Raw genomic sequence first — 26,023 nt, forward strand, 5'->3', positions numbered from 1 at the left:
ATTATGGAATAATGGTTCCGCCAGAATGGCTCGCAGAGTATAACGAGCTGATCCGACCGAAGCAAAGTTAAAACACATCCGAAAAGGAGCGCAAATAAAATGCCGACATACACAGTTTCCAAAAATCAGAATGAAGAAACAGTTTCCTTCACGGGTAGCGTTCACGAACTTATCGAATTTGCAAACGGTATTCAACGGAAAAAAGAAAGAGAACGCAAAGTCGACGTAAGCACCCCAAAGGGCACAGCCTTAACTCCGCGAGAACGCTTAGTGAGGTCGTGTGAAAGATCCGTCCAGTATTTCGTAGATCGTGGAGATGCTTATAAACGGGGTGTTGGTTATTGCCGTTTTGAGTTTCATGTCAACCCTGAAAAGGGCGTTGTTACCGTACTGCTGAAAAAACGGGACACAGGCGAGGTAGTTCGTAAGGGTATCGCGCGAGTCGCCCCTGGAGACGTGTTCAACGCTTCCATAGGACGGTATATCGCCCTCCGAAGAGCGCTGAGACTTCATATCAACGACGATGTTTTAAACGCGCCACAACCGACAAATAGAAAGCCTGGAGACATCGTTGAATTTACGAATGTCTGGGGTCAGAAGGTTAGAAAAACTCTAGTCGGAACCGACGGACGTGTCGTCCCCAATTCGGTACACGTCAATTCTAACTACGCAAGGAGCGCGAAAGTGGTCGACGACAGCCGGGAGGCCTCGACGAATGGACGTTAAGCTAATCGCACATACACAGTTAAGCGAGGAGTTCGTTCATCAATTAAAGGGCGCACTATTGGAGAATTACGTCCAATCGAACTATAACGATAGGCAAGTTGTAGCGCTAACCGCTATCCGAACGTGCTACTCACCGGGTAAACCTGCGCGGATCGCAATCGAAGAGGGGCCGAAATACTTCGGCCAGGCAGCGACCGACGGCGGCAGCGGAACGGATGCGGATCGTCTATTCCGGCACATTACGCGCTCAGGGCACACGTCCACATTGGAGCATATCTCATACACGTTCGCCGTCGAAGGCGTCAGTCGGGCGCTACTGGCGCAGCTCACACGACATCGCGTCGGGTTCTCGTATTCGGTGCAGAGTCAGCGGTATGTGCGGTTCGGCAGCGAAGACAAGTCGGGCGGCTTCGATTATGTCGTCCCTCCGAGTGTAACGGCTCGCGACGAGCTGCTGGATCAGATCGCAGCTGGGAACGTGACAGGCTCCTCAGAGGAGAAGCGCGGAAAAGCCTTGACGATATACCATGAGGCGCTGACATCTGCTCAGAAAGCCTACGACGACCTGAGAGCTGCTGGCGTCCCCGCCGAAGACGCACGTATGGTCCTGCCGAATGCGGCGGCGTGCAATCTTGTTTTAACCGTTAATCTCCGCGCCCTTCTCAACTTTTACCGTAAACGGCGACCGGGCAAGGGTGCCCAGTGGGAGATTGCGGATCTCGCCGTAAAACTTCGCGAGGCCGTTGTCGCGGTCGATCCGTGGACAAGCGCATATTTCGATAATTAAAAAAACCAATTAATCTAAAGGAGCGAGTATATCATGGCTAAACTGACAAACGTAATTACCATATCTGAGGACGTTATCACTGTGGAAGGCGTACGTTACGTCAAAACGACGGAAGCAGCGAAAGGCGGCGACATCGTCCGTTCTAATAATCAGAGACTTTATCTAGACGTCAGCATTAACTCTTATTACGCAGTCGTAGAATCTGGGGGAGACGTTTATTTCAGGGACAACGGCGAGGATATTCGTAGATTGTGCGGTAAGAGGGGGCTTAAAGTAGACCCACAATATTTTACTGTATACCGTCGCGAGGCAGCGGCCCAATATCGCGAGGTCAATCGTGCGGCTAAAGTGGGCGAACGTATTCGGATCGTAGCCCGAGATTCTTCCGACGAACCGTATAACAACGGCGACGAGTTTACGGTAAATAGTGTCGATGACGACGGATCGGACGACGTGCGCATTACTTGCGATGGACGTGATTCCAAACTGGTCGAACGCAAAGAATACGTCGTCCTGGAGCCGATCACGGCATACCGCGAGGTTAAGCGCGAAGCGAAGAAGGGCGAGCTTATTCGTATTGTTGCTTGCGACGAAGGAGAAGAAGCCTACGAAAACGGTGCCGAATTTGTCGTCAACGACGCTTCTTCCTGGCTCGTTCGTGTTAAAGCTGCTGGTCGCGACACTTACCCAGTATGTCACAGAGAGTACGTCGTCCTGGAGCCGATCCCAGCAGGCTCTGGTGTTAAGCGCAAAGCGAAGAAAGGCGAGCGTATCTGTATTGTCAGTCGTGCCCGTGGCGAAAGGGAATATGAGAACGGCGCCGAGTTTGTCGTCAACGAAGTGGATTATTATGTAAGAGTTTCGGCGGGGAGTCGCGACGACTATCCTGTGCAGCATGACGAATATGTCGTGCTGGAGCCGATCGAAGCGCCTGGGACGGCGCAACTGCTCGAACAAAAACGCGCTGAACTCGCCGAGCTGGAGCGTAAGCTGGCGGAGGAGCAACGTCTGAAAGTCGGAGAGTATGCGAAGGTTATCCGTAAGGGTGCGGGGCACTCGGCCGATATCAGGGCTTTCGTTAAAGTACTCGAAGATGACGGACCCGGCGACCGCAAGCCGTTCCGTTGCGAGAATGTGGACGGCTCCGAGTTGCGCGCTCCGTGGTTCGCGGAAGGCGACCTGCAACGCGCGACTGCCGAAGAGATTGCGGAAATTACGCGTCTGAAAGTCGGGGATTTCGTGAAGGTTCTGAACAGCGGCACGCTCACGAACGGCGGGGAAGTTCCTACGGGTGAGATCGCGAAAGTTACTGCTGACGACCGAACCGCCATCCCTTTCGAAATTGAATCGATCAAGACAGGTAAAAAGGCGTGGGCGGAGAAGTCTCATATCCGACGCGCAACTCCCGAAGAAGTCGCGGCTGCCTCACGATTAAAGGTCGGCGAATACGCTAAAGTCGTTAACCTCGACTGGACGCAGTATTCCAAAGGAGACATCGTCAAACTCGTCAAAGATGACCACACGCGCCGTCCTTTCCTTACTGAACGTGTTTCTGACGGGTTGACGCAATGGTTATGTGAGGCTGACGTGGTCCGCGCCACTCCGGAAGAAGTCGAAGCTGCGCAGAAACCTCGTATCAAGGTCGGCGATTACGTTAAGCTGCAAATTTCCGAAGGTAAGCGTCCGCGAAACGGTTGGGCGGGCGTGAGTAACGGGGATGTTGGGAAAGTTCTCGCAGTATCGGGCGATGACCTGCGTATCAAATTCGAGAATCATCCGAATTGGGGCGGGGTAATCTCTGAGGTCGTGCTGCTAACGGAAGAAGAAGCGCAGGCAGAGGTTAAAAAAGCCGAAGAAACATCGAGATGGGCGGCATTTGGCAGGGAAGTCAACGAGTTTAAAGTCGGGGACGTCGTGAGGTTCCTGGGGTATGACGGCATGCACGGTCTGCACGACTATAAAGGTATGACCACTACGATTACCGATATTAGGATCGATCCCGATGTTTATTACGAATTGGACAAGCCCTCTTTCGTTCGCAATATTTACGGAACGTGGACGAAGGCACACCAGATCGAGCTTGTGACGCCTGTCGAATCCGTCTTCCCGAAATCAGCGTAATAAGGAGGGGTCGCGTATCCAATGGGTAATATGGGCGCTTGTTATGCTGCACGGCAGTATGGGCGACTTAGTAACCGTCGGAACGACTTCTCCCCAGCTGGCCGCGAATGCTCAACCCGAAAACGTTACTAGCGGTCCAAAACCGCAGGCGACGAAGAAGCCCTCCGGGAAGTCCACGGTTCGACGCGAGGTTTATAACGTAACCGCGTACTCCCTGGGGGACTCATCGACGCCAACGCACGGAGTTACGGCGAGTGGCGAGCGTGTTCAGGAAGGCCGTACAATTGCGTGCCCACGTGAATTACCGTTCGGTACGGAGATTTATATACCTTACCTCGATAACACGTACGTTTGTACGGACCGCGGAGGCGCGATAACGGCGGGGCATCTGGATGTTTATTTTGAACGATTATCAGATACACGCAAGTTTGGGCGCAGGTGGCTGGAGGTCGAAGTCAGAAGAAAGTAAAAAAAGAGGGGTCGGACAATGCGTCCGGCTCCTCTTATTCGTTAAACTCGATTATCTCCGAAATACTTTTGATTCCCAGGCATTGCGCAACCTTCGTTATATGGCCGAGGTTAATGTTAATCTGGCGTAACTTCACCAGTTCTGACACGCTATTAGGCCGAAGTCCTGTAAGCTGCGCGAGCTGCGTCTGGGTCATAGGAGAATAGTCATCCTTTGCGTATAAAGAGAGCTTATCGTACTCATCTTTCGAAATAAATTCAAAAGGTTTACCGTCGACGTCCATACTCGCCTGTTTGTGTACGTAATATTTATTAAGGATCTCTTTAAGATTCGATTTTAAATTATGGTTCTGTTCAGTTGCTACCATCTTTAGACAACCCCTTATATCGGATAAACGTTATATTGATATTTTAAACTGTATCATGTATAATTGCAAGTGTCCGAGCCATTCGTTTATGTAATTCCTGTAAAGGGTAATTCTGGATGATGGGTAATTAGAATCGACTAGTCTCACAAACTAAAAATGAAAACAAGGGGGACATTAGGACCATGCCTGCCGCCGCAACCAATCGCAACAACTTTCCCTATTGGAAGCTCGCGCTCGCCTCGCTAATTCTCGAAAAGGGCAAATTTCCGGACGGAGAGACAACCGAAAAGCTCAAAGAGTTCGCGGACGAACACGACGCTAATTTCTCAACTGTTCGAACAACGTACTACAAGTATCAAACGGAAATTCCCACAGAAGTAAAAGAGGCTCTAGCAGCTGCGCAAAACGAAGATCCAAACGTACATAATGCCGTCCTGGTAAATAGGGAGGAAGGCATTAACCAAGCTGAGGAACCTCACGACTCAATTGCTGACGTATACCCCGAAAAGTCGATAATCGAGGTCGAGGTTACGCATGTTCTCGCGCATGGCGCCGTGGTAGTTACAAAAGACGCCAACCGACAAGAGGGATTTATTTACGTTGGAGATATCGCAAAAAAGTGGGTAAACAACGTTCACAAGTATTTTAAACCAGGCGACACCACGTGGGCAATGGTAAAAAATTATGACGCCCAAAAGAAGCAAATTATGCTATCTACTCGCAACCTACCTTCCAGCGCCAAGAAAGAACAGGAGACTACGACGATTAGAACGTCTGTAACCGCCGAGTCTCCGCAGCCTGCGAAAGAAGCGCCTATTCCGACTGATACGGGGGTTTCTCTGGCGTCTCCTGACGTGAACGACCTGCGAGGATTTGTAAAAGGTGTTATAGGATACGACCCCTCAGCAGCTGCTGTCGATAAGTTCCTATCTCTATTCACCACACACGGCGTATTTAAAACGTCTATTGCAATGGCGAAGGTTTCCGAAACGTTCGAGGTCGACCTGGGCCTCTTACTAGCGGAGAGAGTGGGGGCAGCGCTGAAAAGCGAATTTCCCTCATGACGGGGTCACCTATAAATCTACGAAACATCTGCTCAAAAGGTTACAAGAGCGGACGAAGATCATCATAGTTGACCCTCGTCGTGATATCGACCTGCTCATGAAAAGCGGCGAGGTGATTTACCTTGGACAACGCGCAAGGCTCGTGAAGATGGGAGATTTCGTTTTCCCATGTAGACAGCCCTATCGTTCGTGCAAGGGCTGGGATACCCGGCATTATAACGTTCTAACTGCGCTTAAAAAAGAGTGGGTCATACCGAGATTAGACAGAATAATTAGACGATATGAGCTGGAGTCCGGATAGGACCTCGGCTCTTTTTTATGAAAAGACTACAATTATCGCTTGACTTTATATCGGATTATCGTTATTCTGTTATTGAAAGGTAAATAAACAAGCGAAACGGAGTGACTACTGTGACAATTCTTACAGTTAAAGAGGCCGAAGGAAGAATTACTGAAATTGAACATGACATCGAGAAGTATAAAAATGAGCTGCTGGCACGTTCTAAAGATCTAGTAAAAGGGGTAGAAAAAGGACTCGCAAAAAATAAGCTCGACGGAATCGGCCACCTGACTTGGATGGTCGACGCGGCAATGAAATCGATCCGGCAGCACGAACGATTCCTAAAGGATGCGCACCATCGTCTAGTTGACGCCCAGCGCGCGGAGCTAGGTCACGGAGAAATTATTGAATGGCTGCATGAAATGTATCGTGCCGACATTAAATGGCACCGGGAGTTGCGGGAGAAATGGGTGGGAATCAGCTCATCAGGCTTTCGGCAGCTCATCCAAGATAAAGCAATCACGGCCTCAGACGCGGCGTTCGCAGAAATGGATGAGGAGAAAGCTGCAACCGTATTTCGACGGGATCTCGATACCCGGTACAATCAGCTTATTGACAAGGTAACGAAGAAAACTGGAATTATCGAGCAAATGAACGTGTATCGGAATCCTAATGGCGGCCTTGATGGTACGGTTCAAGGGCAAAAAGGCAGTGTACGTCTTGAAACGATTCTCGCTGGAGGGTACAACATTCAACGTTTACATTACCGCACAATCTTAAAATGAGCCGAAACCGGGCGCGTCCCGGTCGTCGTGGAACGATCCCCACGGCCTGACGATGGCAGATCATCGTAGCATTTATAAGCGAAACGGAGACGATATTCATGCACTATCGAGTTGCGTGTAAAAACAGCGTCGGAGAGCGCCTATTCCTCAATGTTTATAACGTCAGCAGCGAGGAAGAGATCCGGGGGAAGATCCGGCCGTATACCTACGTTTCCCATCGTGAGCTAAAGCCGTTAAAGCCGAGGAGGGCAAACCGATGAAAAATACGAATCAATGGCTCGCCTTCCTCCGGGGCAGCGAAGGGTCTATGCTGTCCTTGACGACGAAAGGCGTTTACCAACTAATCGACCGTGTAATTTCATATCGAGTCACTAATGGCCTAGCGCCGGATGCCGAGATAGACGGGGAATGGTACTGCACGCTCAGGGACGAACTATTTGCGCCGGAGTTAGAAGGGGTAACGTGGGTGTATATAAAAGAAATGCCGGGGGAGTAATCCTCCGGTTTTTTGTGTGTGAAGTAATGTTTTATTTTCGCTTGACATAATATCCGTTTATCGTTATTCTGTTATTAAAGTTATTTTAAAAAAGAAAAGTGAGGCCGATATAATGTGTGGTATACTTTCTGATAGTCTTCAATACGCGGGGGAGTCGGTTTCGTTTCAAAATTCCCGACGTACAGAGATCGATGTTCGTTCTATTCTGGAGATTCTGGCTATTGGCCGGGAGGACGCATTCCCCTGGATAGGAGCAGACACACGCGAGTTACATACACGACAAAAAGGGCCGGAGGTATAAACCTCGCGGCCTTTACTTTATACATTAGGTACCCATTCGTGTTGACATTTCGCGTTATTCGCGTTGACGGTCCAATCCGTAAGGCAGTGCTTACAGTACCGGGACTTGTCTACCCTCAGCTCAATTTCCCACGGCTCAAACATATTAAACACGTTCCAGAAGACCTTATAAACGTTTCCCTCGTCGTCGGTCGCCCCCGCATAGTACTGGAGTTCCCCTGCAACAGAGGAGTAAACGACTGGTCGGTTAATGATCGTTAGCGTCTCTCCGTTAAAGGTAACTTCACGACCATACGGCGTAAACTGGGCACGTCCGAAGTACTCACGTGTGCTATCCCGATCACTGTGCCCTATTTTAAAAATTGCGTGTGGGGCAGGCCATACGAAAGTTCCGGCAGCCTCATCCGCATAGAATTCGCTAAAATCCCATGTTATGCCATAATGATTCGATAATTTATTCTTAGGAACTTGATTGACGTAGAAAAGAGTAATCTTGTTCTTATCTTTGTATTTGCCTCCGCTGCCGCTATAACCTGCGTGTACAAGCGTCATGCCGTCGTAATGGACTTCGTCTACACTTCTCCAGTTTCTCATAATAATTTCTCCTTCGTCTTTTTGTGGTAGTTCAATTATCCAGGCGCCCTGGTCGAGTTTAGCGTTGAGGTCGCCGCGCTCGCACTGTCGTTGAATTTTTCGCAGTACGGAGCGATCTGACGGGTCGAGGCCCAGAAATATAGCATAACCGCGTACTGTTGTAACTCTGCTTAGAGAAGACACTGGGGACCTCCTTATCTGTCGCGATTGCGACTTAACTAACCTGATATTACCATGCTGTCGCGATTGCGTCAACTAATTTTATCGAAAAAAAAAAGCTTGTTTTCACTGTTGACTTAATATCGGAATATCGTTATACTGTTAATTGTAAGGCGAAACAATATCAAGGAGGACGAGTAAATGAAGCAAGACGACCAAATCGAGCAGGTGTTCACCTTCGTGAACGACGGCAGCCGACGGGTAGCTGAACAGGACGAACCGGAGATCGTCCAAGAAACGCCCGAAGAGAAGCAAGAGCGTGACGACGAGTATGGGGTGTTTATGCTCCTAGTCGGCGCAATTCTCGGGACCATGTTCACATTCGCAATGATCCGAATTTTAGGCTTCTAAAACGGACAAGGCGAGAAAGACGGAGGGGCGCCGAAAGGCGTCTCCTTCGAAAAAAAAATATACGATAGCAACGGAGGAAAGATCGGTATGACGATTGCAGTTGGCAAAATGATTTCCGATGTAGCATTGATAACGGCTACGGGATTGCAAAATCAATTAAATGAAGCACTGTCCAAGGGGGATTTGGTTAAAGCAAAGATTTTCAAGAAGCAACTAACTAAAGCATTGAAAGATTACTACGGCATCTGAATAAGTAGGGCGCCGAAAGGCGTCTCCTTCGAAAAATAAACTAGAGGAGCGAATTTACTATGATATACAAAACGAAACTCGAAAACGGCGCGGAGATCGTCACTATCGACCTTCTTAACATTGTTGAAAGGACCGACATTAAAGACGGCGACATGTTTACCGTCGAAGTTTGGACGGACGACGGACAACGTTCGCACACGCTGGATATTACAAAACGAATACCTACTTATCCGGGGCGCTAAGGCGCTCTTTTTTTTTGTGGTTTAAACGTCACACGGGGCGTCGCCTTCCTATATTGTACCTCGAATGAATCATTAGGAAGGAGGGGCTTTTCGTGCCTCAAGTTTACCTCTATAAAGACAAGCTCATACGCGCTGAGGACCTGTTCACCCAAATGCGAATTCGTCTCACGCAGGCAGCAGCAGAACTCCAAATTACGTACGAGGACGCAAAAACTGCCGTTCTAACCCCTTTAGAATCCCGTAATTACGCGCAACTCCAGCGCCATGTAACGAAACTCCGTGAGTGGGAGGTTGTCGACCATGTTCGTTCCCGGTATTAAATTGGCGTTATGCGGCGGTATGCGGTCCGGGAAGGACACCGTCGCGGAGCAGCTAGTATTTGAACAGGGGTTTACACGTTTCGCGTTCGGCGACGAGCTTAAACGTTACGCGCACGATCTGTTCGGCGATACTGGCGCAAAGCAGCGCGAGCTATACCAATGGTTCGGCCAAACGATGCGGGAGCGCGATCCGAACATCTGGGTACGTAAGTGCTTCGAAGGCATCGCCATCAAAGAGCATTGTGCTCGCCAGCCATTCCGTCCCGTAATCACTGATTTGCGGCAGCCCAACGAGTACGATGCGCTGCGGCGGGAAGGATTCGCGATAGTACGCGTCCACGCGCCCGTAGAAGTCCGTCAGAAACGTGCAGAGGCGGCCGGGGATATATTCCGTCCGGAAGACATGCTGCATGACACAGAGAGCCACTACAACGGCTTTGACGTCGACTACGTAATCGTTAACGACGGCGATCTGTCCCAGCTAGAGGACGAGGTCCGAAAGATGCTTGCGTATATCGTTTCTCAAGGGGGTGCCGTCGATGGGAGCCGTTAAAGTCGATCTATCTAAGGGAGGAAAACGCCTGGAGTCGTTATACCCGTTATCCTCGGAGGAAGGCGTTCGGAAGCTGCTGGAGCAGGTCCATCATGTGAGATCCGAGCGAATTACCCGCGGGGATTATGACGCCGTCGTTATGCTGGTCGACTTCGAGCAGTCTATCAAAGACGCGTGTCTCACCGAGCGCCAGCAACAGGTAATTTACTACGCGTATGAACGAGATCTCCCTCAGAGCGAAATCGCTGGCATGCTAGGTATGAGCCAGCAGGGAGTAAGCAATCATTTAAACGCTGCTATTCGGAAAATTGCAGCAATCAACGAAAAGAGAGAAGAGGGAACAGCGACGTGGGGAAATTGACATCGATCTACGCAGGAAGATTTACAACGGGGGATTATAGAGCAGCGTTTTATGCGGCTGTGGGCGAGCTTACCGCAGTGACGGACATGCCCGTTCAGTTTCGTATCTCGGCTGTGGAGGTATTGACCGAGTCGTATTTTCAGCAAACAGGGAGGCAGCCGGGAACGAACGAGTTGGAGCTTCTAGCAGATTTCATCCTTCGGGACGAGTTGAGCGATAAAGCGCCGGATAAGGTTACGAACACGCCTTTCCCGTTCCTATCTGAAAACCAGTCCAGGACGCGCAGGGAGCGCGAAGTTGCGTCGGATATGACAAACACGACAGCAGACGTAACCTACCGTATGAACGGCCGGAGAGCGCGTAGGGAGGTGACGGCTTGATTACGTTTGCGTGGATTCTCGTCGGAGTAGTCGCTTTCGGCATATTGTCGGACATCTATAAGGGATACTTCCCCATCGACTACACGCTCATTATGATTTTTCTTCTGCTATTCTTGAACGTAATCTAGCGCATAAAGAAAAGCCGTCCAATTAGGACGACTTTTTCGTTTTCTATAGACTTGCGATAGTAAAAACTGGTTCCGTAGGCAAGTCCTCAGGAGCTGCATAAATCAGAATATTTGTTGTTTTCACGTCCGGAGAAGCTTTAGTATGGGCTAAATCCATGCCCGTATGTCTAACCTCAAGAAGAACACCGCCTTTACCTCCGAGAGCATGTTCTCTATACTCAGCCTTAACGCTGCGTAATACATAGCCTGCCGCATTCCCAAAGTTGAACTCTCTATGAAGTCGATTGAAGTTTTTTTCTATAGCCTCAATAAGTGTACTTCCCTGGATAGTGAAAAACGAACCGGAACCCGACATGACTCTGAATTCTCGCATTAGGTAGTCAACCCTCTCGTAATATTATTCCTATATTAGTCATTACATCATGGGGACGAATAAAGTTCAATCAAATATTGGTAATTTTTCATTATTGAAAGATATTTCGACGCCCGTAGGAGTAAGCCCGTCAGCAGAGCGTGTAACCTCCCACGCCTTGATAAATCCCTCGCCTTTCGCTACCATTTCCACAGCCTGCTCGAAGGGGAATTCAGCTGCCTCCGAAAAATTCGTAGTATAAAACGCCTCATCCAGATTTCCAAACCCCGAGAAATACCGAACCTTCGAATCTGCTGATGCAAAGACGCCCACAATATACTCTTTTTTCATATCGATTTCTCCTTTAATATAGGGTGACGGGGTAACGACGTAGTAACTTGCCGTTCTCGACATGTACGTACCACGCTTTGAACGTTCTGGGGTAATTTCGGATAACCTCGATTGCTGCGGATTTCGAGTAGCGACCTGCATTTAGCACGTCCTCCGTGTACTCAAAAATCATGCTCCGGTAAGATGCGACATAGGAAACCTTCCTGCCGTACTTAACCCCGATAACATAATACTTCTCTACCAACTTTTTTCCTCCTCCGGAAAATGTTTCGCTTACAAATAACAGAATATCGTTTTTCCGTTATTTTGTCAACGATTATTTTGCATTTTCTCGGGGAGTATGCTATTATGTGCCTTAGTAGCTCGCCATAAGGATGTTTAATCGTCCTCCGTTTCGCTTACGTGGGCGAGCGAAAAAGGGATTTATCCTCTCTCCGGGGGATAGATCCCTTTTGTTTTACCCTAGATGGTCGATAAAGTTGTGACAGCGAACGCCAGGCCCAAAACAAAAAGGCCGACGTTCATCCACGCCAAATTCCTCCAATTCCTTCCGCGCCGGAAATTCCTATGCGCGCCTTTTGCCCCATAGGTCGCAAAAAATACGTTGATAGCCGTCAGAAGCCAGCCTGTAACCTTTACGTACTCTGGAAAGTATATAACGGAAATCACCCGCATCAAAATGACAGCCACCACGCTGCAAAGAAGCCCGTACAAGAGCATCATTCTCCGTTGATGCCGTACCCTTCGTTCGCGAGCGCTATCCTCTTTCAGCTCTCTTTCGATCTCCAGCAGTTCCCGAAGCAACGTCGTGAAGTGATACGCGGAAGCCTCGTCCTGGTGTTCTTTCGCCAACTCGACGCGCTGCCGTAAATGTAACGCACGCTCGACCTTCCATTTTCTCTCATCCACAGTCATAGAGTCACCCTCCAGTAATTTCGCTTACAAAAATAATTATATATCGTTATTCCGATTTTTACAAATATTTTCTATGTACTAAAAAGGCCGTACCTAGCGACAGGTGCGGCCTTACATCGCCTACTTTCGAGTAAAGAGAAGGCGACGAGCTATGTAATTCCGGTTTATCATATCACGATCTCAAAAACGTGTAAATAGGCATAGTAAAACCGCCGATAGCCTTTCCCTAAACTATCGGCGGCGAGGGACATACTCGCAGTATATCCGCCGTCAACCTTCTATATTATAGCATGGTTAAATTTACCTTTCAAACGATTTCGACACAAAACGACATTCTACCCACGTAATTATACCTCAATGATACGATACCCAGCCTGTAATTGCGGGCATGAGCGACCATAAAGATACATATCGTATCACTTGCTACATTCGTTATCCTATCATAAATTTCGAGGGTAAGCAATCCCGACTAAAAAACTTAATCATTTTCTAATATTGCGTGCTTGTATCCTTCTGATTGCGGGAAAGGAATGGGTGACGTGTCACAAACAAGTTACAGCCTCTATATTGTACCTTTGAAACGAGCTATCACGCTTTCTTTCTTCGAGTCCTGTTCTCAAAACGGCGGGAGACAAGGGGCGAATAATCAGCGATGGGGGTTCCGCCGCCGCGGAACCCCAGTCCAAGGAGGAGTAACAGGTGGGTATCCGTCAACAGATGCGCGAGTTACACGTGCTAATACGCGAAAGACAAGTTACGTTGGAGACTCAGAAGGCAGCCGGACTTGGGTTCGTTTCAATCGAACAAGCGCTATACATGTCTAAAATGGAACGCTCTTTATCGGAAATCGTGCTGCAACTGCTTGACCACATTGACCATGCGTAAACTGGCGCACTTTATTCAGATTGAATGCATCTGCGGCATACACCACGTCGACCTAATGGCGGAGGTGTGGTCTGACGACTCGAAGGTTTTTTATCGCTGCAATACCTGTAGGCGGCTGTTAGTCGTCAGAGACAATGACGGATCGTTTTACGAAGTGGGTCGGCAGATGACGAGAGGGAGGAAATAGCTTGAAACCGTTAAAGTTTACGCTGAAATGCGACTGTGACGCAGAAATCGAGGGGCTGCTCGACGAGGACGACTACAAGGAAGAATTAGCGTGTGGCTGCGGGCTGGTCTGGGTAATTCCCCGGCCGTACGATTCAAAATAGGGGAGGGCTTTAAAATGCACAAATCAGAGCGGAATGGATTTTTAATCGAAGAAAATGGCGAGTATAAAGGGTTTCCCTTTGTCGTGTCCCTGAAAAATCAATTTATTGATGCCTTTGAGTTGTTGGAGGAGGCAGAAGGGTTCTGTGACGAGGAGCGACCGGATCATTACGAACAAGATTGAACAATTGCTAAACATCAACTAAGGGAGGGTTTATACAGTGATTAAAGTAACGGGAACGGCATGGTTGAACGTTGATTTTGAGGCAGTACTGGACATGACTGAGGAAGAGTTTGAGGTGATGCCTGAACACGAGCGAAATATACTGCTAGACACCGCCAGTAAATGGCGCGAAGCAGTGGTTTCCGCCGAAGTGGACGAATTTGAAGTAAATGATATTGATGATGTTTAGTGATGAATAAAGGAGGGATTACGGTGATTGTTTGTCCGGTATGTGGTCCAGATTATGGTGCGAATGGCACCCGCAAATTTAACGGAAAAGAACATTGTTGTAACACGGAAAAGCACCACGGGTTCTACCACGCTTTGCAATATAGCTGCAAACATGGGATTGAATATAAGGATTGCGCTGATTGTCAGACGGAAGATTACATCAATGACATGCAACGGCTAAACATCAACTAAGGGAGGGTAACCGGATGTCACCGCAGGAAATCGAAGTAGGAAAGACCTACCACAACGGTAAAGAGGGGCCGCGGTCATACAGCACGCGAAAAGTGCTGGACATAGGTGTCCGCTGGTTTGAACCTTTTAACGCACGAATGAGACATGATGGAGTTGAATATAGGCAGGTAGCTGGTCCCGGTAAAGGAGGCGTCTACATCCTTCCGATGGAAACCATTGCACGCTGGGCCAAGGGCGAGGTTATAGAGTAGCACTCTATGGTCATCTAAAGGACGGTGTGCGCGATGAACTTGTTTAATCAGATCCGATTCGGCTGGGCCGCGTGTAAGATTGCTCGCATGTATTGGGCGTCAGACAGATCGAGCGATGAGTGGAACCTGGCTTATTACAGCTTTTTCAATCTTTTGGACGAATTTGCGGAGGACGAGCGAAACCACGAAAGGGAGAAATTACGATGAATCAAACGAGATTGGCGTTCCGGGAAAGGTTAGCCGACGAGCTAAACAGCGACGCCGACCGCGAGCTGCTGCGGCATATACGCGCGCAGGAGGCCGAAATTCACGAGTTACAAGACACCCTTATGTACGTTTACCAGGCGGCCAGGAACGACGTTGGGCGCTGGGATGGCGGCGCGTGCGTAGGACTCCCGGTGTTCCTGGATCGTGTTTTTGCGCGATGGATCGTCCGGGAAGGCGAAAAACTCCTGTTTCCAGCGAAAAGAGAGCGAGATCAGGCTAGATTACAGCTCGATATCGCAACAAAAGCGTTACGTCAGCTCGATGACAGGCGGCAGCCTATGCTTCCGCGTTCTCAAATGGCGAGAATTGCGAAAACAGCGCTAGACCAAATATCCATGTCCGAGGAGGATGCGAAATGACCGAGCAAGCACGGTTAAAGTACGAAAAAGCACAGCGGGCGCTGGATGTCGCGGAGTGCGCGTTACTCCTAGTTACGAAGGGAGAAAACAAGTACGAATTGTGGCGTATAGCTAACACAGCACTTTCGCAGATGAAGAAGATTGCAGCCGAGGGAGAGACGAAATCATGCGAAAGTACCCGGTGACAGCGCCTAGCGGCCGCGTGTATGAGGCTGTAATTGAGAGTTATAAGGGGCCTTTTAACGAAGTCTATATTCGCATCACTGTTTACCAAAAAATACGGAAGCGCTGGCTGCTGATACCTTGGACAACTCGTGACAGAGTGCGGGCTGAGTCGTTCTCGGTAAATAGAAAAGTCAGCCTGTCCGACACAATTACCCATTGGATAGAAACACGCGAGCAGTACCTTATCAAAGATGAACGCGAGGAAAATAAGGCTTACGAGCTAATTGGCGCTTTAGCGGCTTGGGATGGCGTCATCAAACCGAAGGAGGACGCCTAATGAACCGGGACGAGCTGCTCGCAGCCGCAAACGAGTTATGTCGCAAGCATTGGGGCGTTGATTACACGGGCGATATCGAGCTGGTAAATCGTCGGTGGACTAGAACGAACGGACAGTTCATCTTCTACGGCCAATCCACGCAAAAAATCGTTATGAGTCGTGTCCGCAATGCGTACCGGACACGTGAGGAGATCCTCGGCACCCTGCTGCATGAGCTAGTCCATTGGCGCCTACTTAATCTCGGGCAGATGGGACGCGACACGGATATCTCGTTTATTCGCGAATGCGTACGAGTTGGGGCGCCGATCAGCGGGGCCAAGAACGCCCAGAACGCCTATAAACGCTATCTGGCGTCGCTGGGGAGGGATTCTGCATGAAGCTACTTGAGGCGATTAAACACGCGGCTGCCGGGTCTGAAATCGTCTCCTGCGCGGGGAAGACGTACACGCCCGGCATGCTTGCGGTAAGCAGCTGCGGACGTAATTATGCGGTATTTAACGCTTGTGGAATGACAGATATCGAGCGTAAAGGGAAATGGACGGTACACAATATATGACGTTTGATGACGGATAGGATCGGCTGCGGCGTGCGGCTAACCCTATTCTTTTTTTTCTTTTTAACGGTCCAATGAATACTTTATCGTACTAAAGCTATGTTAAAGATTTTAACACTAACAAGAACTAAGTATTTATCGCTATCTCACGGTTCTTTAATAAAGATATTTATATAGACAGTGTTAAAGATTTTAACATAGGCAAGATGTCACAGACGCCACGGCCTCTCTATATTGTACCTCGAATGAATAAATAGGAGGAATGTAAAATGGGCGCTTTGCCTGCTGGGGAAGATCCGGCAAAAACGTTTCAGGGCACGCGCGTTGAACCAGGAGATGAATTAGCGCGTCTTTCAAGGACCTGCGTTACGTACGGCCCAGCTCACGTCGAGCACGTACAAGAGTTTGACGAGGGGTTCCTACGTCGTCTCCGAGGACCCGCGACAGAAATCGATCTGGATGACCTGTATCGTCGTCTCCAGGAGCTTATCGCGAAAGGAGGTGAATCTCGATGAAGGATTTCACGATCCTACTAGCGTTAGTCTGGCTACTCAACGAAGAGTTTGACGCAGATATCTCGGAAGACTCTGAAGCCTTGAAGGCTATGGAGGATTTAGCCGAAAAGCTATGCGACGTTGAGTTCCCGTCTGATGACGATATTGCAGCATTCCGCGAACTCACGAAGACGACTGCCGAGGCGTTGCTCGCTGAATACACGGCTAAAGTACGGGAGGCAGCGGCATGTACGGAATAATCGTAAATGTAATGCTCGCGATTTTCACGGGAACGTTGATAGCGACCGTTATCGGACTTGCGTACACAGGGCTTTACATGCCGATGTTCGGGCCTCCGCAAACGTCCTTTGAGATCGCGCTGTTCGTAACTGGCGCCATGCTTACTGGTTTGGTAATCGTGGGGACGTGTGGTTACGTCAAGCTCGTAAAATCACGGAAAAAATAAACGAAATCAAAAGGAGCAATCATATGAATCTGTTTAGATATACCAAAAATGACGAAGTAATTCTGTCGGTGGACGTTGGCCTCGACAAGAAAGTTGCAGGATCGTTCTCGCATATTCTACAGACGTTTTCTATCTCGGTAATCATTACGCTGCTGGCGATGTTAGCCGGAGCCTACGTTATTCCAGCACCAATTGCGGGAGCCTTCGCAATCGCCTTTTTAGGAATGTTCGTGTGGCTCCTCGTACAAGTAGTTCGGGGACGTAATATCGGATTCACGTTCCTGTACACCTTCTCTGGAGTGGTCGGTGTCGTGCTTTATCCGGCAATCGCTCGATTAGGATCGGAGGTTGGCGCTAGAGGCGTAATGATCGTTTTCACGATTACAGCAGTTATTTTCACGGCCCTTGCCGTCTATGCTAAACGTTCGAAACGAGACTTTTCGTTCATGGGCGGCTATCTCATAGCTGCTACGCTCGGACTTCTAGCTCTCGCAATCGTGAAACACGTCGTCGGCGCAGGCTTTACGCTCAGTCTCGTATATGCCATCGCAGGAGTACTCATCTTTAGCGCTTGGATCGTGCATGACGTTGGTCGTTATCGTGACGGAGTGAAGCCGGAAGAAGTGCCGATGGCTGCGCTCATGTTATATCTGGACGTCGTAAACCTGTTCATGTTCGTTCTGCGCCTGTTCGCAGGGAATTGGTCGAGTAAAAGCTAACCAGCGGGAAAGTCGTTAAAATCCGGTAAGAATCACGTTAATTTTATCGTCGTCTGCTGCTTGAGTCGGACACTCACGGCGGATGACGTTTTTAACGCCTATATTATAGTAGGGAAATTTCGTTCTCTCGAAAGGAGGTGACGAAAAATGACCATGAAAACAGGACTCAGCGCGCCCCAGAGACGAGCTGCCGAAATACTGGCGACGGACGATAAAAACGAGTATACTATGCCTATGGTCGCCGAGGAAGTGGGCTGTTCCGAACGTACTTTATTCCGCTGGCGCCAGGACCCCGAATTTATCGCCTATAAGAACGAGGTCGCCGATAGAGCTATGGACGACTTTCTGTCCGATACTTATCGCTATTTACGCCGACTCGCTTCTAGCGGCCTCTCAGAAGGCGCACGATTGAAGGCCATTGAGCTGGTACTCAAGAATAGGGGTAAACTCCAGGACGTTCAGAGAATCGACCAGACGATACGTGATAATCGTTCCGACGCTGCAATCGAGGCTGAGATCGAACGCCTTCGTCAAGAAATGGGGGAGTAGTTTTCTCCTGCATAACCGTTGCATAAAGGCCCGGCCTCGATGAATAAACGGGATGTATAAATTACCAGGTAATTATTGCCACTATCTACTGTAAGCCGCGTCATATAAGGGTTATTCACGATATACTACTGGGAATGTATATTCACTGTATAGTGTATGATCGTGTACGATTTAATAAACCCTTATGTGGCGCGGCTTTGCGCTTATAGACATATGTACAAAACCCGCATTTTATGCTTATGTATATGTATAATCGTTGCATAAAGCAAGAAGAAAAGAAGGCGCACCCTATACACTATACACACAGCTGCATGACGTCAGCACACATCGATCAAGCATCGATAATGATACGATTCATTCTTTCGAAACGCTTAGGGGGCCACCTGGGGGCCACCCCCGGCTGCCTACCCCCGGTTAAGCGCCAGAAAAATACGTATAATAAATTTTAAAGTAGATGGTATTTATTTACATTTGCATAGCGACACACACGACATCCGACGTCATGTTGCATAATAACGCTTTAACGTTATAATGGGAATTGTAGTAAACAATAGTTAGCGGTCCCATCGAATAGGGGCGATAGTAAGCGTTGTAAGGCGGTCATGTGCCGTATAGTAAGCGTAGAAAGATAGGAGAGAACGATCATCGCTCAGTTTAAGCCGGGGTCCGTGGCGTTGGACGAAATTATCGCCGATCTCCGTTATGGCCGGGCAACTCCCGAGCAGACTGTCGAACGTATTAGAGGCGCTCGTGTAGTATTTAAAGCGATTATGCGTTTCGCGGAGTACGACCAGGAGATTAAAGACGAGGTTGGAAAAGAAGTTGACGCTGCTGACTTTTTAATCGAGCTAGTGACATTGATATGCGAAGAAGAGTAAGAGCCGGGATACGTCCTGGCTCTTTTTTTTGTAGATTACTGGGCCTGTCCGTTTTGGCTGATTGCCTTAATAAGCTTGTCGTTTCGTTTGTCCGCCTTATGGCTGCTGACAACGGCGAAAGCGTGAATGATGCCGGGAACGAGTAGGCATAGGCACAGCAAAAAGTTTATTAGCGCTTGAATCGGTTTACCACAGAGCAGCACGGCGACAGGCGGCAGTATAATGGCGAGCAAATATCTCATCTGGCGATCCCCCTAGAATGTAAAATACTTCCTCATTAAACCATAAAGGTACCGGATTGTCGATAATCCGATATGAAATATTTACCTCGATGGCTTTACCCTTTATACGTCACAAAAACGCGCACGTTCCTATATTTTACCGTGACAAAAAATATAGGAGGCGTTTAGCCAAAATGAAGAACAGTATTAAGATTGTAGGCGAGAAAGCCGTTATTTTCGTGCCATACAAAGATATCCGTGTAGAGGTGCTTATTGACGCAGCCCGAGTCCCTGACGTGGTCCACTATAAATGGCTCGTCCGTTTTAATAAGCGCGGCGGAACCCCTTACATCGCCGGATACAGGTACCTGGGGCGCCCCGGCTGCCGATTACGTGAGGACGTGTATCTCCATCGACTGCTAACGAAAGCACCGCCAGGACTCGTCGTCGACCACATTAACGGGGATACCCTCGATAACACGTCAGAAAACCTGCGAGTATGTACGCCCGCGGAGAATCATCAAAATATCACGGCGCCGCCTTGGTCGCGGACAGGCGTTCGTAACGTTTACGAATTATCGAACGGTAAGTACCGGGTACAGATCGGCTACAACGGCGAGCAGCATCGTTTCGGGACGTATGACTCGCTTTACGAGGCTGCCCAGGTCGCGAGAGAGAAACGTGCCGAGCTGCACACATATTCGAACAGCCTGAAAAGAACGCGGGCTGTCGTGTGATAAAAGAGAGGGGGTGCCATGAGGCGCTCCCTTTATTTTATCATCGCGGCTTGCTCCAGCGAAATCTTCTCATTAGTCCAGGTCGATTTAAACCATGACGCCGCGTCGATGGTGATTCGTTGCTTTTTAAGTCCGCGACCAAACTTTGCGAATACTTCTTCGATTAGCTCAGGCGCATAATCGTTTCCAGACGTACGGTCCAATTCTGAGCGCACAGAGGTATAGACCTCCCACAGTGTCTCAGGATGAACGGGGATGGCTGCGGCCTGTTCGAGGAAAATCTCCTCTTCTCCGAATACAGGACGTCGGTCGCGTATTGCTGCGGCTCCCATATCTTCAACGACCTTGGAGTACTGAGGGTATAGTTTTTGAATTCTTTGGATATCCTTTTCAATAAATCGGGCGCTAATCGCCGGAGGCGTATCTTTTATATCTTCTTCCTCATCATTACTAAAATCATTATTACTAGATTCATTATTACTATAGGTCGGGATAACCGGGTCTGGGTTTTCCGTATCGGGTTTTACCGTATCCGGGTTTTCAGGACGTGGTGATTTTTCCCCTTCTTTCACCATATCCGGGTTTTCAGGATGTGGCGAATCTTTAGTCTTTTTGCCTGTTTTCTTCTTCTCGAATTTTTCGGTATGTAAAGGAGTTTCATAGACGATGTAGTTAATGCCCTCGAATTGACCCGCGCGCTTACTGTCCTCCGAACGCACACGTTCCCGTTCGATGTAACCCGCGGCGATCAGCTCGTTAATAATTCCGAACACAGCGTCACGCCCGTTGCTCGCACGGTTCGTCAGATCTTTAATACGAATCGTCCAATCGTCAGGCTTTCCGATTAGGTACGTAAGCAAGCCTTTCGCCTGCCACGATATGCGGTTATCTTCGTCAATCGCGAATTTATCGATTTGGATGTAAGGAAATTCTTTCTTTTTAGCTACGCGGATAGTGGACATAGTTTTCGGCCTCCTGGAGTCGGAGACTACTTTTGGAAGGGGAACATATATTCGCCTTGAGGTATGGGCTGGAGAGTGATAAAATAGCCTATATCCATATTCGAAGCATCGCGGCCTTGCGCCGTTAGTAACATTCAGATGCTTCATAGGCGGGGGTATCCCCGATCTATCGGTAGTCTCATATAGTGGTTAGAAAACGCGGACATCTTGCCGGATGGGGCCGCGTTTTCTGTTTTTAAGGGAAGAGATTTCCGTTAAAAACGATATTGGCTATTATACCTCGTAAGCTCTCATTTCGACAAGGCAAATCCTCCAAGACTTGTTAAAACGCCTTTCAGCTGCGCTATATATTGAGAAACGTTATAGACGGAATCACCTCTTCGGTGGCTCCGTCTTTTTTGCGTTTCGGGCTGAAAGGAGAGTCCGATGAACTTCGATATTTTAAATTCCACTCAACGCCAGAATCGTATCTCTCTCGTGGGAGAACGAGTTCGCCTGCTTGAGAAAGCTCGTAAAACTGGCGCCCTTCGAAACAATCAACTTGAAATTTTATTGAACGACATGGAGGAGCTGGCACGACTAAAGCGCATTGACCGCGGGGAGTCCGACGTCCTCTATTTTATGTACGAGTACTTCTCTGATGAACGAAATCCCGAAAATGACGGGAACCTCATACCGCTGGGCACGCGCCTCGAAGATGCCCCTCGATTTCATGGCGAACTATGCGACATTCTGAACGTTGTATCCACGCTGGAGCTTAATGCTCGTGTGGGCTGGGCGGCCCCCAGGGGACACGCCAAATCGGCGTATCTTTCGAACATGTTCCCAGTACATCAGATCGTATATAACCTCCGACGCTACATCCTCATCATTTCCGAAACCGACGCAATGTCGAAGAAATTTATCGAATGGATCTCGCAGCAGCTCAAGTATAACGAAAAGCTCCGGGCCGATTTCGGCGAGCTGCTCTCCCCACAAAAGCAATTGAACGACCGCGATAACCAAGAAGCGTTTTTAACGAAGAACGGCGTTCTCGTCGAATCAGCGTCAATGGGTAAACAGCTGCGGGGTAAGCGTAACGGCGCCCACCGTCCGGATCTCGTAATCTGCGACGACCTGGAGTCCTCAAAAAATACGAACACGCCCGAATTGCGTGAAAAAAATCTTCACTGGTTTAACTCCGTTGTCATGCCTATTGGAACGAAAAACACCGCCTTTATTTATATGGGAACGATTGTCCACGGTTCCGGCCTGCTGCCCACAGTACTAAAGCGGGGCGATTTTAAATCTCGCATTTTCTCGGCAATTATTTCACCGCCAGAACGCGAAGACTTGTGGCAAGAGTTTGAGGACCTTTACCGGAATGTGGAGGACGAGGACCGCCAGGAAACCGCCCTGCAATTCTACAGGTCGAACCGTGAGCTAATGGATAAAGGCGCGGAAGTTCTCTGGCCGTGGCGCTGGGGTTACGCCGAGCTAATGCTAGAAAAAATAAACGTCGGATCTCGGGCGTTTGGCTCCGAGTACCTCAATAACCCGTTAGACGAAGAGTCCCAGATATTTAAGCCGGACAGGTTCACCTACTTCGACTATATGGATTTAAAGGACGCTAACGGACGGGACCTATCGTTCGACTATTACCAGTTTTGGGATATCGCGATGGGGAAAAGTAATCGCTCGGACTACAACGCGATTATAACGTTGGGCCGGGAGCGTAGGACGGGGGTCCTGTACGTTGTGGATGCCTGGGCGGCAAAATGTCCGGCCCATAAAGCGCTAGAGGTCGCCGTAGAAAAGATCATACAGTATCGACCAAAAGTGTTCGGTGTGGAAGTCGTAGCTGCCCAATTTGATTTTTATAGACAGCTAAGGGAAGCGTTAACCCGAAAGGGGATCTACTCCGTTAAGTTAAAACCGATCACTCCCCGGAGTAAGAAAGAGGACCGGATCGAAATGCTTGAACCCCTCGTGGAGTCCGGAATTCTTCGTTTCATGAGGCAGCAGCGGCTATTACTTGAGCAGCTGGAGCAATTCCCTACGGCTGACCATGACGATTTACCGGATGCACTCGCCGGATGCGTAGATTTATGCGGCACAACTCGAATACGTACGTTTAAAACGAAGCCCAAAGGCTTGTGAAACTGCCCGACAGCCCCCCTATAGTATGAGGAAACATAAGCACTGAGAGGGGCTGGTATATTGGCAGATATGTTCGATATTGGACAGTACTTTCCTCCTCCTGCGCATGTTAAACGGATTCAGCGATATAAAGAAAATCGCAAGTTATTCCGGGGAGAACACTACGACGTATTCGAGCGCGTACGAAATAAACTCAGCCACACACAAGGCGAGTATTTATATATCTCTCTTAACATGGCAGGGCTGGTAAGTAAAAAGAGCGCGGATTTTTTGTTCGGGGAAACGCCTTTCTATTCAGCTGGAAACGCAGATGATTCGCCGGAGCAAAAAGCCATTGAGCGTATGGCCGCGGAGAATGACCTTGGCATTGTTAACTACGAGTCGGCTTTAGGGAACAGCTATCGGGGAGACTCGTTTTATAAAATTCGTTGGGGTCAGCAGTACGGCGGCGAACTGGATAAAAGTCTCGATCCTTTTCGAGTATTTATCGAATCCCAAATCGCAGAGTACGTATTTCCGGAGGCCGATCCATTTAACGCGAACAATATAAAGGCGTACCATATCGCTCTGCCGACATTGATGGAGGACGGTCAGCGATTAAGCGAGTTTGATCTTGAGCGTCTGAACGGCCTGCGAACAACTCGAAGTCGGACAGTCCGCGGGGATCAATGGTTTATCGATGTCGAGTCACACTATCCCGGAAAAATAGTAACTCGGAAGCTTCGAGCATTGGCAACGAACTCTAATATGGATAACGAGGTTATCGAGTGGCGGATCTTGGAGGAGATCAGCCGAAGCGAGGAAGAGACAGGCGTTCCGTTCCCGTTAGTCGTGCATGTTCCGAACTATGCGACAGGGGACGGCTGGGAGGGCCTGGACGATCTCAGCGAACTAAAACCTTTGTTGGATGAGCTGAACAACCGGATTTCGCTTATCGCTTCGATTTTGGACAAGCACTCCGACCCTGCTATGGTAGTTCCTACCGGGTCGCTTGAGGAGACGGAAGACGGGGAAACGATTTTTCGCGCTGGGAGAAACAAGGTTTTTGAAGCAGCTGACAAAAACGAGGTTGTGCCTCAGTACATCACCTGGGACGGCCAGTTACAGGCGGCCTTCGAAGAGATCAAGCTTTTAATCGATCAAATTCTAACGGTCGCTGAAATTCCTGCCGTGGCACTCGGAAAAGATAACTCTGGCACGTCCGGATCGTCTGGATTGGCTATTAAATTTCGGATGAATAGTTTGCTTGCGAAGATAAACCGTAAACGCCAGTACTATGACCGTGGCTTACGTAAAGTATTCCTTATCGCGCAGCTATTGGAAGACTCGAAGGTCGATATCGATTATGCCGTGACTGTGCCTAAGATCAAATTTAAAGACGGGCTGCCCGACGATGAACTCGAACAAGCACAGATTTACAGCATGCGACTAGGCGGCAAGCCGACAATCAGCCAGAAAACCGCGCTTATGCAAATCGATGATCTGACCGAGCAGCAGGCCCAGGCAGAAATTGACCGCATGCGAGACGAAGAGGAGGCCGTCGCCAAAGTTCCTAGTTCCGTGTTTAACGAGCCGGACGCCGAGCCAGAGGAAACGGAGCCAGACGAAGAAGACTCCGACGAAAAGGAAAAATCGGAGGATTAAGGAATGACGAATATCCCCGAACCGAAATATGAGTACGATGTCGCACAGCTGGTGAACGCCTATAAGCGAGCGCTTGCGGACATCCACGATGAGTTGGAGCGTACGGACCCCGGAAGTCTATCGAGGGATCTCGCAGCCAAGCAACTCGCCGAGATAGCCGAGCAGCTGGCGTTGCTGAACGCTGAATCTGCCCAATGGGTCGAGCGGCATATTCCGAAGGCCGCCAGAATGGGCGCGGCGACGGCTCTCCTTGCTCTAGGCTCCGCTAAAACGTTGGAGGAAGCCCTTAAGCTCGCGCAGTTTGGCTCCCTAAACGAAAGAATGGTAGCCTCCGTTATTGCCGACACACAGGAGGACCTTCTCGCAGTAACCACAAACGTAGAACGCCGGATTAGGAATGCCGTACGTGCGTCTGTGGCTAACGTACTTCGACGCAATATGGCCGCAGGGATTAACGGAAATCGGACGAATACCCGGCAAATTACGCATGAGCTGCGTTCCAGTTTAGGCGACGCGTTGAACACCGGAATCGTCGACGCGGCGGGCAGGCGCTGGAAGCCTGAAACTTACGTCGATATGCTAGTCCGAACGAAGATGATGCACGCGCACAATGAGGCTACGCGAAACGAGGCCCTGGAAAGAGGCGTTATGTACGCCACAATATCACGTCACGGAGCGATAGACGCTTGTCGGAATTGGGAGGGCAGGGTCGTTAAACTCGTTCCTGATGCTCCCGGCAGATACCCCACGCTGGATGAAGCGAAGGGTTCCCGTCAAATTTTCCATCCGAATTGTAAGCACACCATAACGCCGATCCGAAATCCGGAATCGGTTTAGTTTGCGTTGTCCGACGCCCCTACGACATTAAACTGGCAAGGGCAAAATTCGAGGCGTTGCTCGTTAAAAACGAATGGAGGTTTATCGATGTTAAGACAGTTTTATTTACCGCTTAATCTACAGCTTTTCGCGCAGGACCCAGGCGCCCCCACAGGTGGAGAACCCGCGGGAGATCCA

General features: G+C 49.2%; 39 protein-coding genes and 1 other RNA gene. 33 read left to right on the forward strand and 7 right to left on the reverse strand.

The genetic code is table 11. From position 1 onward, the window contains the following. Nucleotides 1-99: 99 nt before the first annotated feature. From ABC395_RS26640 to ABC395_RS26655, 4 genes are read left to right on the forward strand one after another with little or no spacing between them, the layout of a single operon-like run. Nucleotides 100-726, forward strand: coding sequence for a hypothetical protein (locus tag ABC395_RS26640; RefSeq protein ID WP_413006865.1), 627 nt, complete (start codon nt 100-102; stop codon nt 724-726). Continuing rightward, nucleotides 716-1,513 carry an FAD-dependent thymidylate synthase gene (gene thyX, locus ABC395_RS26645; RefSeq protein WP_413006866.1) on the forward strand — a complete coding sequence of 266 codons (798 nt, stop codon included), beginning with the start codon at nt 716-718 and terminating at the stop codon, nt 1,511-1,513. Before ABC395_RS26640 ends, thyX begins: the two co-directional genes overlap by 11 nt. Before the next feature lie 33 nt (nt 1,514-1,546). Next, nucleotides 1,547-3,634: a hypothetical protein gene (locus ABC395_RS26650; RefSeq protein WP_413006867.1), complete on the forward strand. Its 2,088-nt coding sequence runs from the start codon at nt 1,547-1,549 to the stop codon at nt 3,632-3,634. A gap of 58 nt (nt 3,635-3,692) precedes the next feature. Further along, on the forward strand, nt 3,693-4,103 hold the full coding sequence (locus ABC395_RS26655) for a 3D domain-containing protein (protein ID WP_413006904.1): 411 nt from the start codon (nt 3,693-3,695) through the stop codon (nt 4,101-4,103). Nucleotides 4,104-4,137: 34 nt separating this feature from the next. Here ABC395_RS26655 and ABC395_RS26660 read toward each other — a convergent pair whose 3' ends face one another. After that, on the reverse strand, nt 4,138-4,470 hold the full coding sequence (locus ABC395_RS26660; RefSeq protein WP_413006868.1) for a helix-turn-helix domain-containing protein: 333 nt from the start codon (nt 4,468-4,470) through the stop codon (nt 4,138-4,140). A 182-nt stretch (nt 4,471-4,652) separates the two neighbouring features. Here ABC395_RS26660 and ABC395_RS26665 point away from each other — a divergent pair, with 182 nt between their 5' ends. The 4 genes from ABC395_RS26665 (at nt 4,653) to ABC395_RS26680 (ending at nt 7,095) form a co-directional block, all read left to right on the forward strand. After that, entirely contained in the window at nt 4,653-5,534 is an 882-nt protein-coding gene (locus ABC395_RS26665) for a S1 domain-containing protein (RefSeq protein ID WP_413006869.1), read from the forward strand. A gap of 411 nt (nt 5,535-5,945) precedes the next feature. Further along, complete coding sequence (locus tag ABC395_RS26670) at nt 5,946-6,599, forward strand: hypothetical protein (RefSeq protein ID WP_413006870.1); 654 nt, start codon at nt 5,946-5,948, stop codon at nt 6,597-6,599. Further along, an RNA gene (locus ABC395_RS26675) (hammerhead ribozyme type II) lies at nt 6,599-6,664 on the forward strand. Before ABC395_RS26670 ends, ABC395_RS26675 begins: the two co-directional genes overlap by 1 nt. A gap of 191 nt (nt 6,665-6,855) precedes the next feature. Then, entirely contained in the window at nt 6,856-7,095 is a 240-nt protein-coding gene (locus tag ABC395_RS26680) for a hypothetical protein (protein WP_413006871.1), read from the forward strand. 318 nt (nt 7,096-7,413) lie between these two features. On the opposite strand, the gene ABC395_RS26685 is transcribed toward ABC395_RS26680, so the two are convergent. After that, nucleotides 7,414-8,172, reverse strand: coding sequence for a hypothetical protein (locus ABC395_RS26685; RefSeq protein ID WP_413006872.1), 759 nt, complete (start codon nt 8,170-8,172; stop codon nt 7,414-7,416). A gap of 177 nt (nt 8,173-8,349) precedes the next feature. Between ABC395_RS26685 and ABC395_RS26690 the strand changes: the two genes are divergently transcribed. The 7 genes from ABC395_RS26690 (at nt 8,350) to ABC395_RS26720 (ending at nt 10,792) form a co-directional block, all read left to right on the forward strand. Continuing rightward, nucleotides 8,350-8,559, forward strand: a complete 210-nt coding sequence (locus ABC395_RS26690) for a hypothetical protein (RefSeq protein WP_413006873.1) — start codon at nt 8,350-8,352, stop codon at nt 8,557-8,559. Between the two features lie 87 nt (nt 8,560-8,646). Then, the gene (locus ABC395_RS26695; protein WP_413006874.1) at nt 8,647-8,808 is read left to right on the forward strand and encodes a hypothetical protein; all 162 of its coding nucleotides are present in this window, start codon (nt 8,647-8,649) and stop codon (nt 8,806-8,808) included. Between the two features lie 59 nt (nt 8,809-8,867). Further along, nucleotides 8,868-9,050: a hypothetical protein gene (locus ABC395_RS26700; RefSeq protein WP_413006875.1), complete on the forward strand. Its 183-nt coding sequence runs from the start codon at nt 8,868-8,870 to the stop codon at nt 9,048-9,050. A 300-nt stretch (nt 9,051-9,350) separates the two neighbouring features. Then, nucleotides 9,351-9,923, forward strand: coding sequence for an AAA family ATPase (locus ABC395_RS26705; RefSeq protein ID WP_413006876.1), 573 nt, complete (start codon nt 9,351-9,353; stop codon nt 9,921-9,923). Beyond that, nucleotides 9,910-10,284, forward strand: a complete 375-nt coding sequence (locus ABC395_RS26710) for a helix-turn-helix domain-containing protein (RefSeq protein WP_413006877.1) — start codon at nt 9,910-9,912, stop codon at nt 10,282-10,284. Before ABC395_RS26705 ends, ABC395_RS26710 begins: the two co-directional genes overlap by 14 nt. Then, nucleotides 10,272-10,664, forward strand: a complete 393-nt coding sequence (locus ABC395_RS26715) for a hypothetical protein (protein ID WP_413006878.1) — start codon at nt 10,272-10,274, stop codon at nt 10,662-10,664. Before ABC395_RS26710 ends, ABC395_RS26715 begins: the two co-directional genes overlap by 13 nt. After that, nucleotides 10,661-10,792, forward strand: a complete 132-nt coding sequence (locus ABC395_RS26720) for a hypothetical protein (RefSeq protein ID WP_413006879.1) — start codon at nt 10,661-10,663, stop codon at nt 10,790-10,792. The genes ABC395_RS26715 and ABC395_RS26720 overlap by 4 nt, the downstream gene beginning before the upstream one ends. A gap of 43 nt (nt 10,793-10,835) precedes the next feature. Here ABC395_RS26720 and ABC395_RS26725 read toward each other — a convergent pair whose 3' ends face one another. From ABC395_RS26725 to ABC395_RS26735, 3 genes are all read right to left on the reverse strand, one after another. After that, the gene (locus ABC395_RS26725) at nt 10,836-11,165 is read right to left on the reverse strand and encodes a hypothetical protein (protein WP_413006880.1); all 330 of its coding nucleotides are present in this window, start codon (nt 11,163-11,165) and stop codon (nt 10,836-10,838) included. A gap of 66 nt (nt 11,166-11,231) precedes the next feature. Continuing rightward, on the reverse strand, nt 11,232-11,495 hold the full coding sequence (locus tag ABC395_RS26730) for a hypothetical protein (protein WP_413006881.1): 264 nt from the start codon (nt 11,493-11,495) through the stop codon (nt 11,232-11,234). A 462-nt stretch (nt 11,496-11,957) separates the two neighbouring features. Continuing rightward, nucleotides 11,958-12,410, reverse strand: a complete 453-nt coding sequence (locus ABC395_RS26735) for a hypothetical protein (RefSeq protein ID WP_413006882.1) — start codon at nt 12,408-12,410, stop codon at nt 11,958-11,960. Between the two features lie 699 nt (nt 12,411-13,109). Between ABC395_RS26735 and ABC395_RS26740 the strand changes: the two genes are divergently transcribed. From ABC395_RS26740 to ABC395_RS26805, 14 genes are all read left to right on the forward strand, one after another. Next, a complete protein-coding gene (locus ABC395_RS26740) occupies nt 13,110-13,295 on the forward strand; it encodes a hypothetical protein (RefSeq protein ID WP_413006883.1) in 186 nt (61 codons plus the stop codon). A gap of 343 nt (nt 13,296-13,638) precedes the next feature. Then, nucleotides 13,639-13,806 carry a hypothetical protein gene (locus ABC395_RS26745; RefSeq protein ID WP_413006884.1) on the forward strand — a complete coding sequence of 56 codons (168 nt, stop codon included), beginning with the start codon at nt 13,639-13,641 and terminating at the stop codon, nt 13,804-13,806. A 37-nt stretch (nt 13,807-13,843) separates the two neighbouring features. Further along, nucleotides 13,844-14,035, forward strand: coding sequence for a hypothetical protein (locus ABC395_RS26750; protein WP_413006885.1), 192 nt, complete (start codon nt 13,844-13,846; stop codon nt 14,033-14,035). A gap of 247 nt (nt 14,036-14,282) precedes the next feature. Beyond that, the gene (locus ABC395_RS26755) at nt 14,283-14,519 is read left to right on the forward strand and encodes a hypothetical protein (RefSeq protein ID WP_413006886.1); all 237 of its coding nucleotides are present in this window, start codon (nt 14,283-14,285) and stop codon (nt 14,517-14,519) included. 203 nt (nt 14,520-14,722) lie between these two features. Beyond that, nucleotides 14,723-15,145, forward strand: a complete 423-nt coding sequence (locus ABC395_RS26760; RefSeq protein ID WP_413006887.1) for a hypothetical protein — start codon at nt 14,723-14,725, stop codon at nt 15,143-15,145. Next, entirely contained in the window at nt 15,142-15,330 is a 189-nt protein-coding gene (locus ABC395_RS26765; RefSeq protein WP_413006888.1) for a hypothetical protein, read from the forward strand. Before ABC395_RS26760 ends, ABC395_RS26765 begins: the two co-directional genes overlap by 4 nt. After that, on the forward strand, nt 15,312-15,647 hold the full coding sequence (locus ABC395_RS26770; protein WP_413006889.1) for a hypothetical protein: 336 nt from the start codon (nt 15,312-15,314) through the stop codon (nt 15,645-15,647). The genes ABC395_RS26765 and ABC395_RS26770 overlap by 19 nt, the downstream gene beginning before the upstream one ends. Continuing rightward, the gene (locus tag ABC395_RS26775) at nt 15,647-16,024 is read left to right on the forward strand and encodes a hypothetical protein (protein ID WP_413006890.1); all 378 of its coding nucleotides are present in this window, start codon (nt 15,647-15,649) and stop codon (nt 16,022-16,024) included. Before ABC395_RS26770 ends, ABC395_RS26775 begins: the two co-directional genes overlap by 1 nt. Then, the gene (locus ABC395_RS26780; protein WP_413006891.1) at nt 16,021-16,203 is read left to right on the forward strand and encodes a hypothetical protein; all 183 of its coding nucleotides are present in this window, start codon (nt 16,021-16,023) and stop codon (nt 16,201-16,203) included. The genes ABC395_RS26775 and ABC395_RS26780 overlap by 4 nt, the downstream gene beginning before the upstream one ends. A 508-nt stretch (nt 16,204-16,711) precedes the next feature. Further along, complete coding sequence (locus ABC395_RS26785) at nt 16,712-16,954, forward strand: hypothetical protein (RefSeq protein ID WP_413006892.1); 243 nt, start codon at nt 16,712-16,714, stop codon at nt 16,952-16,954. Further along, nucleotides 16,942-17,160 (forward strand): hypothetical protein, encoded by a 219-nt coding sequence (locus tag ABC395_RS26790; protein WP_413006893.1) that lies wholly within the window; start codon nt 16,942-16,944, stop codon nt 17,158-17,160. The genes ABC395_RS26785 and ABC395_RS26790 overlap by 13 nt, the downstream gene beginning before the upstream one ends. A 23-nt stretch (nt 17,161-17,183) precedes the next feature. After that, nucleotides 17,184-17,879: a Bax inhibitor-1/YccA family protein gene (locus ABC395_RS26795; protein ID WP_413006894.1), complete on the forward strand. Its 696-nt coding sequence runs from the start codon at nt 17,184-17,186 to the stop codon at nt 17,877-17,879. Nucleotides 17,880-18,026: 147 nt separating this feature from the next. Further along, nucleotides 18,027-18,428: a phBC6A51 family helix-turn-helix protein gene (locus ABC395_RS26800; protein WP_413006895.1), complete on the forward strand. Its 402-nt coding sequence runs from the start codon at nt 18,027-18,029 to the stop codon at nt 18,426-18,428. 674 nt (nt 18,429-19,102) lie between these two features. After that, nucleotides 19,103-19,306, forward strand: a complete 204-nt coding sequence (locus ABC395_RS26805; protein ID WP_413006896.1) for a hypothetical protein — start codon at nt 19,103-19,105, stop codon at nt 19,304-19,306. A gap of 35 nt (nt 19,307-19,341) precedes the next feature. Here ABC395_RS26805 and ABC395_RS26810 read toward each other — a convergent pair whose 3' ends face one another. After that, nucleotides 19,342-19,548 (reverse strand): YqaE/Pmp3 family membrane protein, encoded by a 207-nt coding sequence (locus ABC395_RS26810; protein ID WP_413006897.1) that lies wholly within the window; start codon nt 19,546-19,548, stop codon nt 19,342-19,344. Nucleotides 19,549-19,721: 173 nt separating this feature from the next. Here ABC395_RS26810 and ABC395_RS26815 point away from each other — a divergent pair, with 173 nt between their 5' ends. Then, nucleotides 19,722-20,264 (forward strand): HNH endonuclease, encoded by a 543-nt coding sequence (locus ABC395_RS26815; protein ID WP_413006898.1) that lies wholly within the window; start codon nt 19,722-19,724, stop codon nt 20,262-20,264. Between the two features lie 32 nt (nt 20,265-20,296). Here ABC395_RS26815 and ABC395_RS26820 read toward each other — a convergent pair whose 3' ends face one another. Then, nucleotides 20,297-21,226, reverse strand: a complete 930-nt coding sequence (locus ABC395_RS26820) for a hypothetical protein (RefSeq protein ID WP_413006899.1) — start codon at nt 21,224-21,226, stop codon at nt 20,297-20,299. Nucleotides 21,227-21,652: 426 nt separating this feature from the next. On the opposite strand from ABC395_RS26820, the gene terL reads away from it, so the two are divergent. From terL to ABC395_RS26835, 3 genes are all read left to right on the forward strand, one after another. After that, the gene (terL, locus tag ABC395_RS26825; protein ID WP_413006900.1) at nt 21,653-23,365 is read left to right on the forward strand and encodes a phage terminase large subunit; all 1,713 of its coding nucleotides are present in this window, start codon (nt 21,653-21,655) and stop codon (nt 23,363-23,365) included. A 69-nt stretch (nt 23,366-23,434) separates the two neighbouring features. Beyond that, nucleotides 23,435-25,009: a phage portal protein gene (locus ABC395_RS26830; RefSeq protein ID WP_413006905.1), complete on the forward strand. Its 1,575-nt coding sequence runs from the start codon at nt 23,435-23,437 to the stop codon at nt 25,007-25,009. Between the two features lie 3 nt (nt 25,010-25,012). Continuing rightward, complete coding sequence (locus ABC395_RS26835) at nt 25,013-25,846, forward strand: phage minor capsid protein (protein WP_413006901.1); 834 nt, start codon at nt 25,013-25,015, stop codon at nt 25,844-25,846. Nucleotides 25,847-26,023 lie beyond the last annotated feature (177 nt).

Origin of the sequence: Paenibacillus canaveralius (assembly GCF_047238265.1) — a bacterium.
GTDB lineage: Bacteria > Bacillota > Bacilli > Paenibacillales > NBRC-103111 > Paenibacillus_F.

What these genes read in the sequence shown, in the direction of transcription:
- ABC395_RS26640 (WP_413006865.1), top strand. Translation starts at nt 100, where the DNA reads ATGCCGACATACACAGTTTCCAAAAATCAGAATGAAGAAACAGTTTCC.
- thyX (WP_413006866.1), top strand. Translation starts at nt 716, where the DNA reads ATGGACGTTAAGCTAATCGCACATACACAGTTAAGCGAGGAGTTCGTT.
- ABC395_RS26650 (WP_413006867.1), top strand. Translation starts at nt 1,547, where the DNA reads ATGGCTAAACTGACAAACGTAATTACCATATCTGAGGACGTTATCACT.
- ABC395_RS26655 (WP_413006904.1), top strand. Translation starts at nt 3,693, where the DNA reads ATGGGCGACTTAGTAACCGTCGGAACGACTTCTCCCCAGCTGGCCGCG.
- ABC395_RS26660 (WP_413006868.1), bottom strand. Translation starts at nt 4,470, where the DNA reads ATGGTAGCAACTGAACAGAACCATAATTTAAAATCGAATCTTAAAGAG.
- ABC395_RS26665 (WP_413006869.1), top strand. Translation starts at nt 4,653, where the DNA reads ATGCCTGCCGCCGCAACCAATCGCAACAACTTTCCCTATTGGAAGCTC.
- ABC395_RS26680 (WP_413006871.1), top strand. Translation starts at nt 6,856, where the DNA reads ATGAAAAATACGAATCAATGGCTCGCCTTCCTCCGGGGCAGCGAAGGG.
- ABC395_RS26690 (WP_413006873.1), top strand. Translation starts at nt 8,350, where the DNA reads ATGAAGCAAGACGACCAAATCGAGCAGGTGTTCACCTTCGTGAACGAC.
- ABC395_RS26695 (WP_413006874.1), top strand. Translation starts at nt 8,647, where the DNA reads ATGACGATTGCAGTTGGCAAAATGATTTCCGATGTAGCATTGATAACG.
- ABC395_RS26700 (WP_413006875.1), top strand. Translation starts at nt 8,868, where the DNA reads ATGATATACAAAACGAAACTCGAAAACGGCGCGGAGATCGTCACTATC.
- ABC395_RS26705 (WP_413006876.1), top strand. Translation starts at nt 9,351, where the DNA reads ATGTTCGTTCCCGGTATTAAATTGGCGTTATGCGGCGGTATGCGGTCC.
- ABC395_RS26710 (WP_413006877.1), top strand. Translation starts at nt 9,910, where the DNA reads ATGGGAGCCGTTAAAGTCGATCTATCTAAGGGAGGAAAACGCCTGGAG.
- ABC395_RS26725 (WP_413006880.1), bottom strand. Translation starts at nt 11,165, where the DNA reads ATGCGAGAATTCAGAGTCATGTCGGGTTCCGGTTCGTTTTTCACTATC.
- ABC395_RS26730 (WP_413006881.1), bottom strand. Translation starts at nt 11,495, where the DNA reads ATGAAAAAAGAGTATATTGTGGGCGTCTTTGCATCAGCAGATTCGAAG.
- ABC395_RS26735 (WP_413006882.1), bottom strand. Translation starts at nt 12,410, where the DNA reads ATGACTGTGGATGAGAGAAAATGGAAGGTCGAGCGTGCGTTACATTTA.
- ABC395_RS26745 (WP_413006884.1), top strand. Translation starts at nt 13,639, where the DNA reads ATGCACAAATCAGAGCGGAATGGATTTTTAATCGAAGAAAATGGCGAG.
- ABC395_RS26755 (WP_413006886.1), top strand. Translation starts at nt 14,283, where the DNA reads ATGTCACCGCAGGAAATCGAAGTAGGAAAGACCTACCACAACGGTAAA.
- ABC395_RS26760 (WP_413006887.1), top strand. Translation starts at nt 14,723, where the DNA reads ATGAATCAAACGAGATTGGCGTTCCGGGAAAGGTTAGCCGACGAGCTA.
- ABC395_RS26765 (WP_413006888.1), top strand. Translation starts at nt 15,142, where the DNA reads ATGACCGAGCAAGCACGGTTAAAGTACGAAAAAGCACAGCGGGCGCTG.
- ABC395_RS26770 (WP_413006889.1), top strand. Translation starts at nt 15,312, where the DNA reads ATGCGAAAGTACCCGGTGACAGCGCCTAGCGGCCGCGTGTATGAGGCT.
- ABC395_RS26775 (WP_413006890.1), top strand. Translation starts at nt 15,647, where the DNA reads ATGAACCGGGACGAGCTGCTCGCAGCCGCAAACGAGTTATGTCGCAAG.
- ABC395_RS26780 (WP_413006891.1), top strand. Translation starts at nt 16,021, where the DNA reads ATGAAGCTACTTGAGGCGATTAAACACGCGGCTGCCGGGTCTGAAATC.
- ABC395_RS26785 (WP_413006892.1), top strand. Translation starts at nt 16,712, where the DNA reads ATGAAGGATTTCACGATCCTACTAGCGTTAGTCTGGCTACTCAACGAA.
- ABC395_RS26790 (WP_413006893.1), top strand. Translation starts at nt 16,942, where the DNA reads ATGTACGGAATAATCGTAAATGTAATGCTCGCGATTTTCACGGGAACG.
- ABC395_RS26795 (WP_413006894.1), top strand. Translation starts at nt 17,184, where the DNA reads ATGAATCTGTTTAGATATACCAAAAATGACGAAGTAATTCTGTCGGTG.
- ABC395_RS26800 (WP_413006895.1), top strand. Translation starts at nt 18,027, where the DNA reads ATGACCATGAAAACAGGACTCAGCGCGCCCCAGAGACGAGCTGCCGAA.
- ABC395_RS26810 (WP_413006897.1), bottom strand. Translation starts at nt 19,548, where the DNA reads ATGAGATATTTGCTCGCCATTATACTGCCGCCTGTCGCCGTGCTGCTC.
- ABC395_RS26815 (WP_413006898.1), top strand. Translation starts at nt 19,722, where the DNA reads ATGAAGAACAGTATTAAGATTGTAGGCGAGAAAGCCGTTATTTTCGTG.
- ABC395_RS26820 (WP_413006899.1), bottom strand. Translation starts at nt 21,226, where the DNA reads ATGTCCACTATCCGCGTAGCTAAAAAGAAAGAATTTCCTTACATCCAA.
- terL (WP_413006900.1), top strand. Translation starts at nt 21,653, where the DNA reads ATGAACTTCGATATTTTAAATTCCACTCAACGCCAGAATCGTATCTCT.
- ABC395_RS26830 (WP_413006905.1), top strand. Translation starts at nt 23,435, where the DNA reads ATGTTCGATATTGGACAGTACTTTCCTCCTCCTGCGCATGTTAAACGG.
- ABC395_RS26835 (WP_413006901.1), top strand. Translation starts at nt 25,013, where the DNA reads ATGACGAATATCCCCGAACCGAAATATGAGTACGATGTCGCACAGCTG.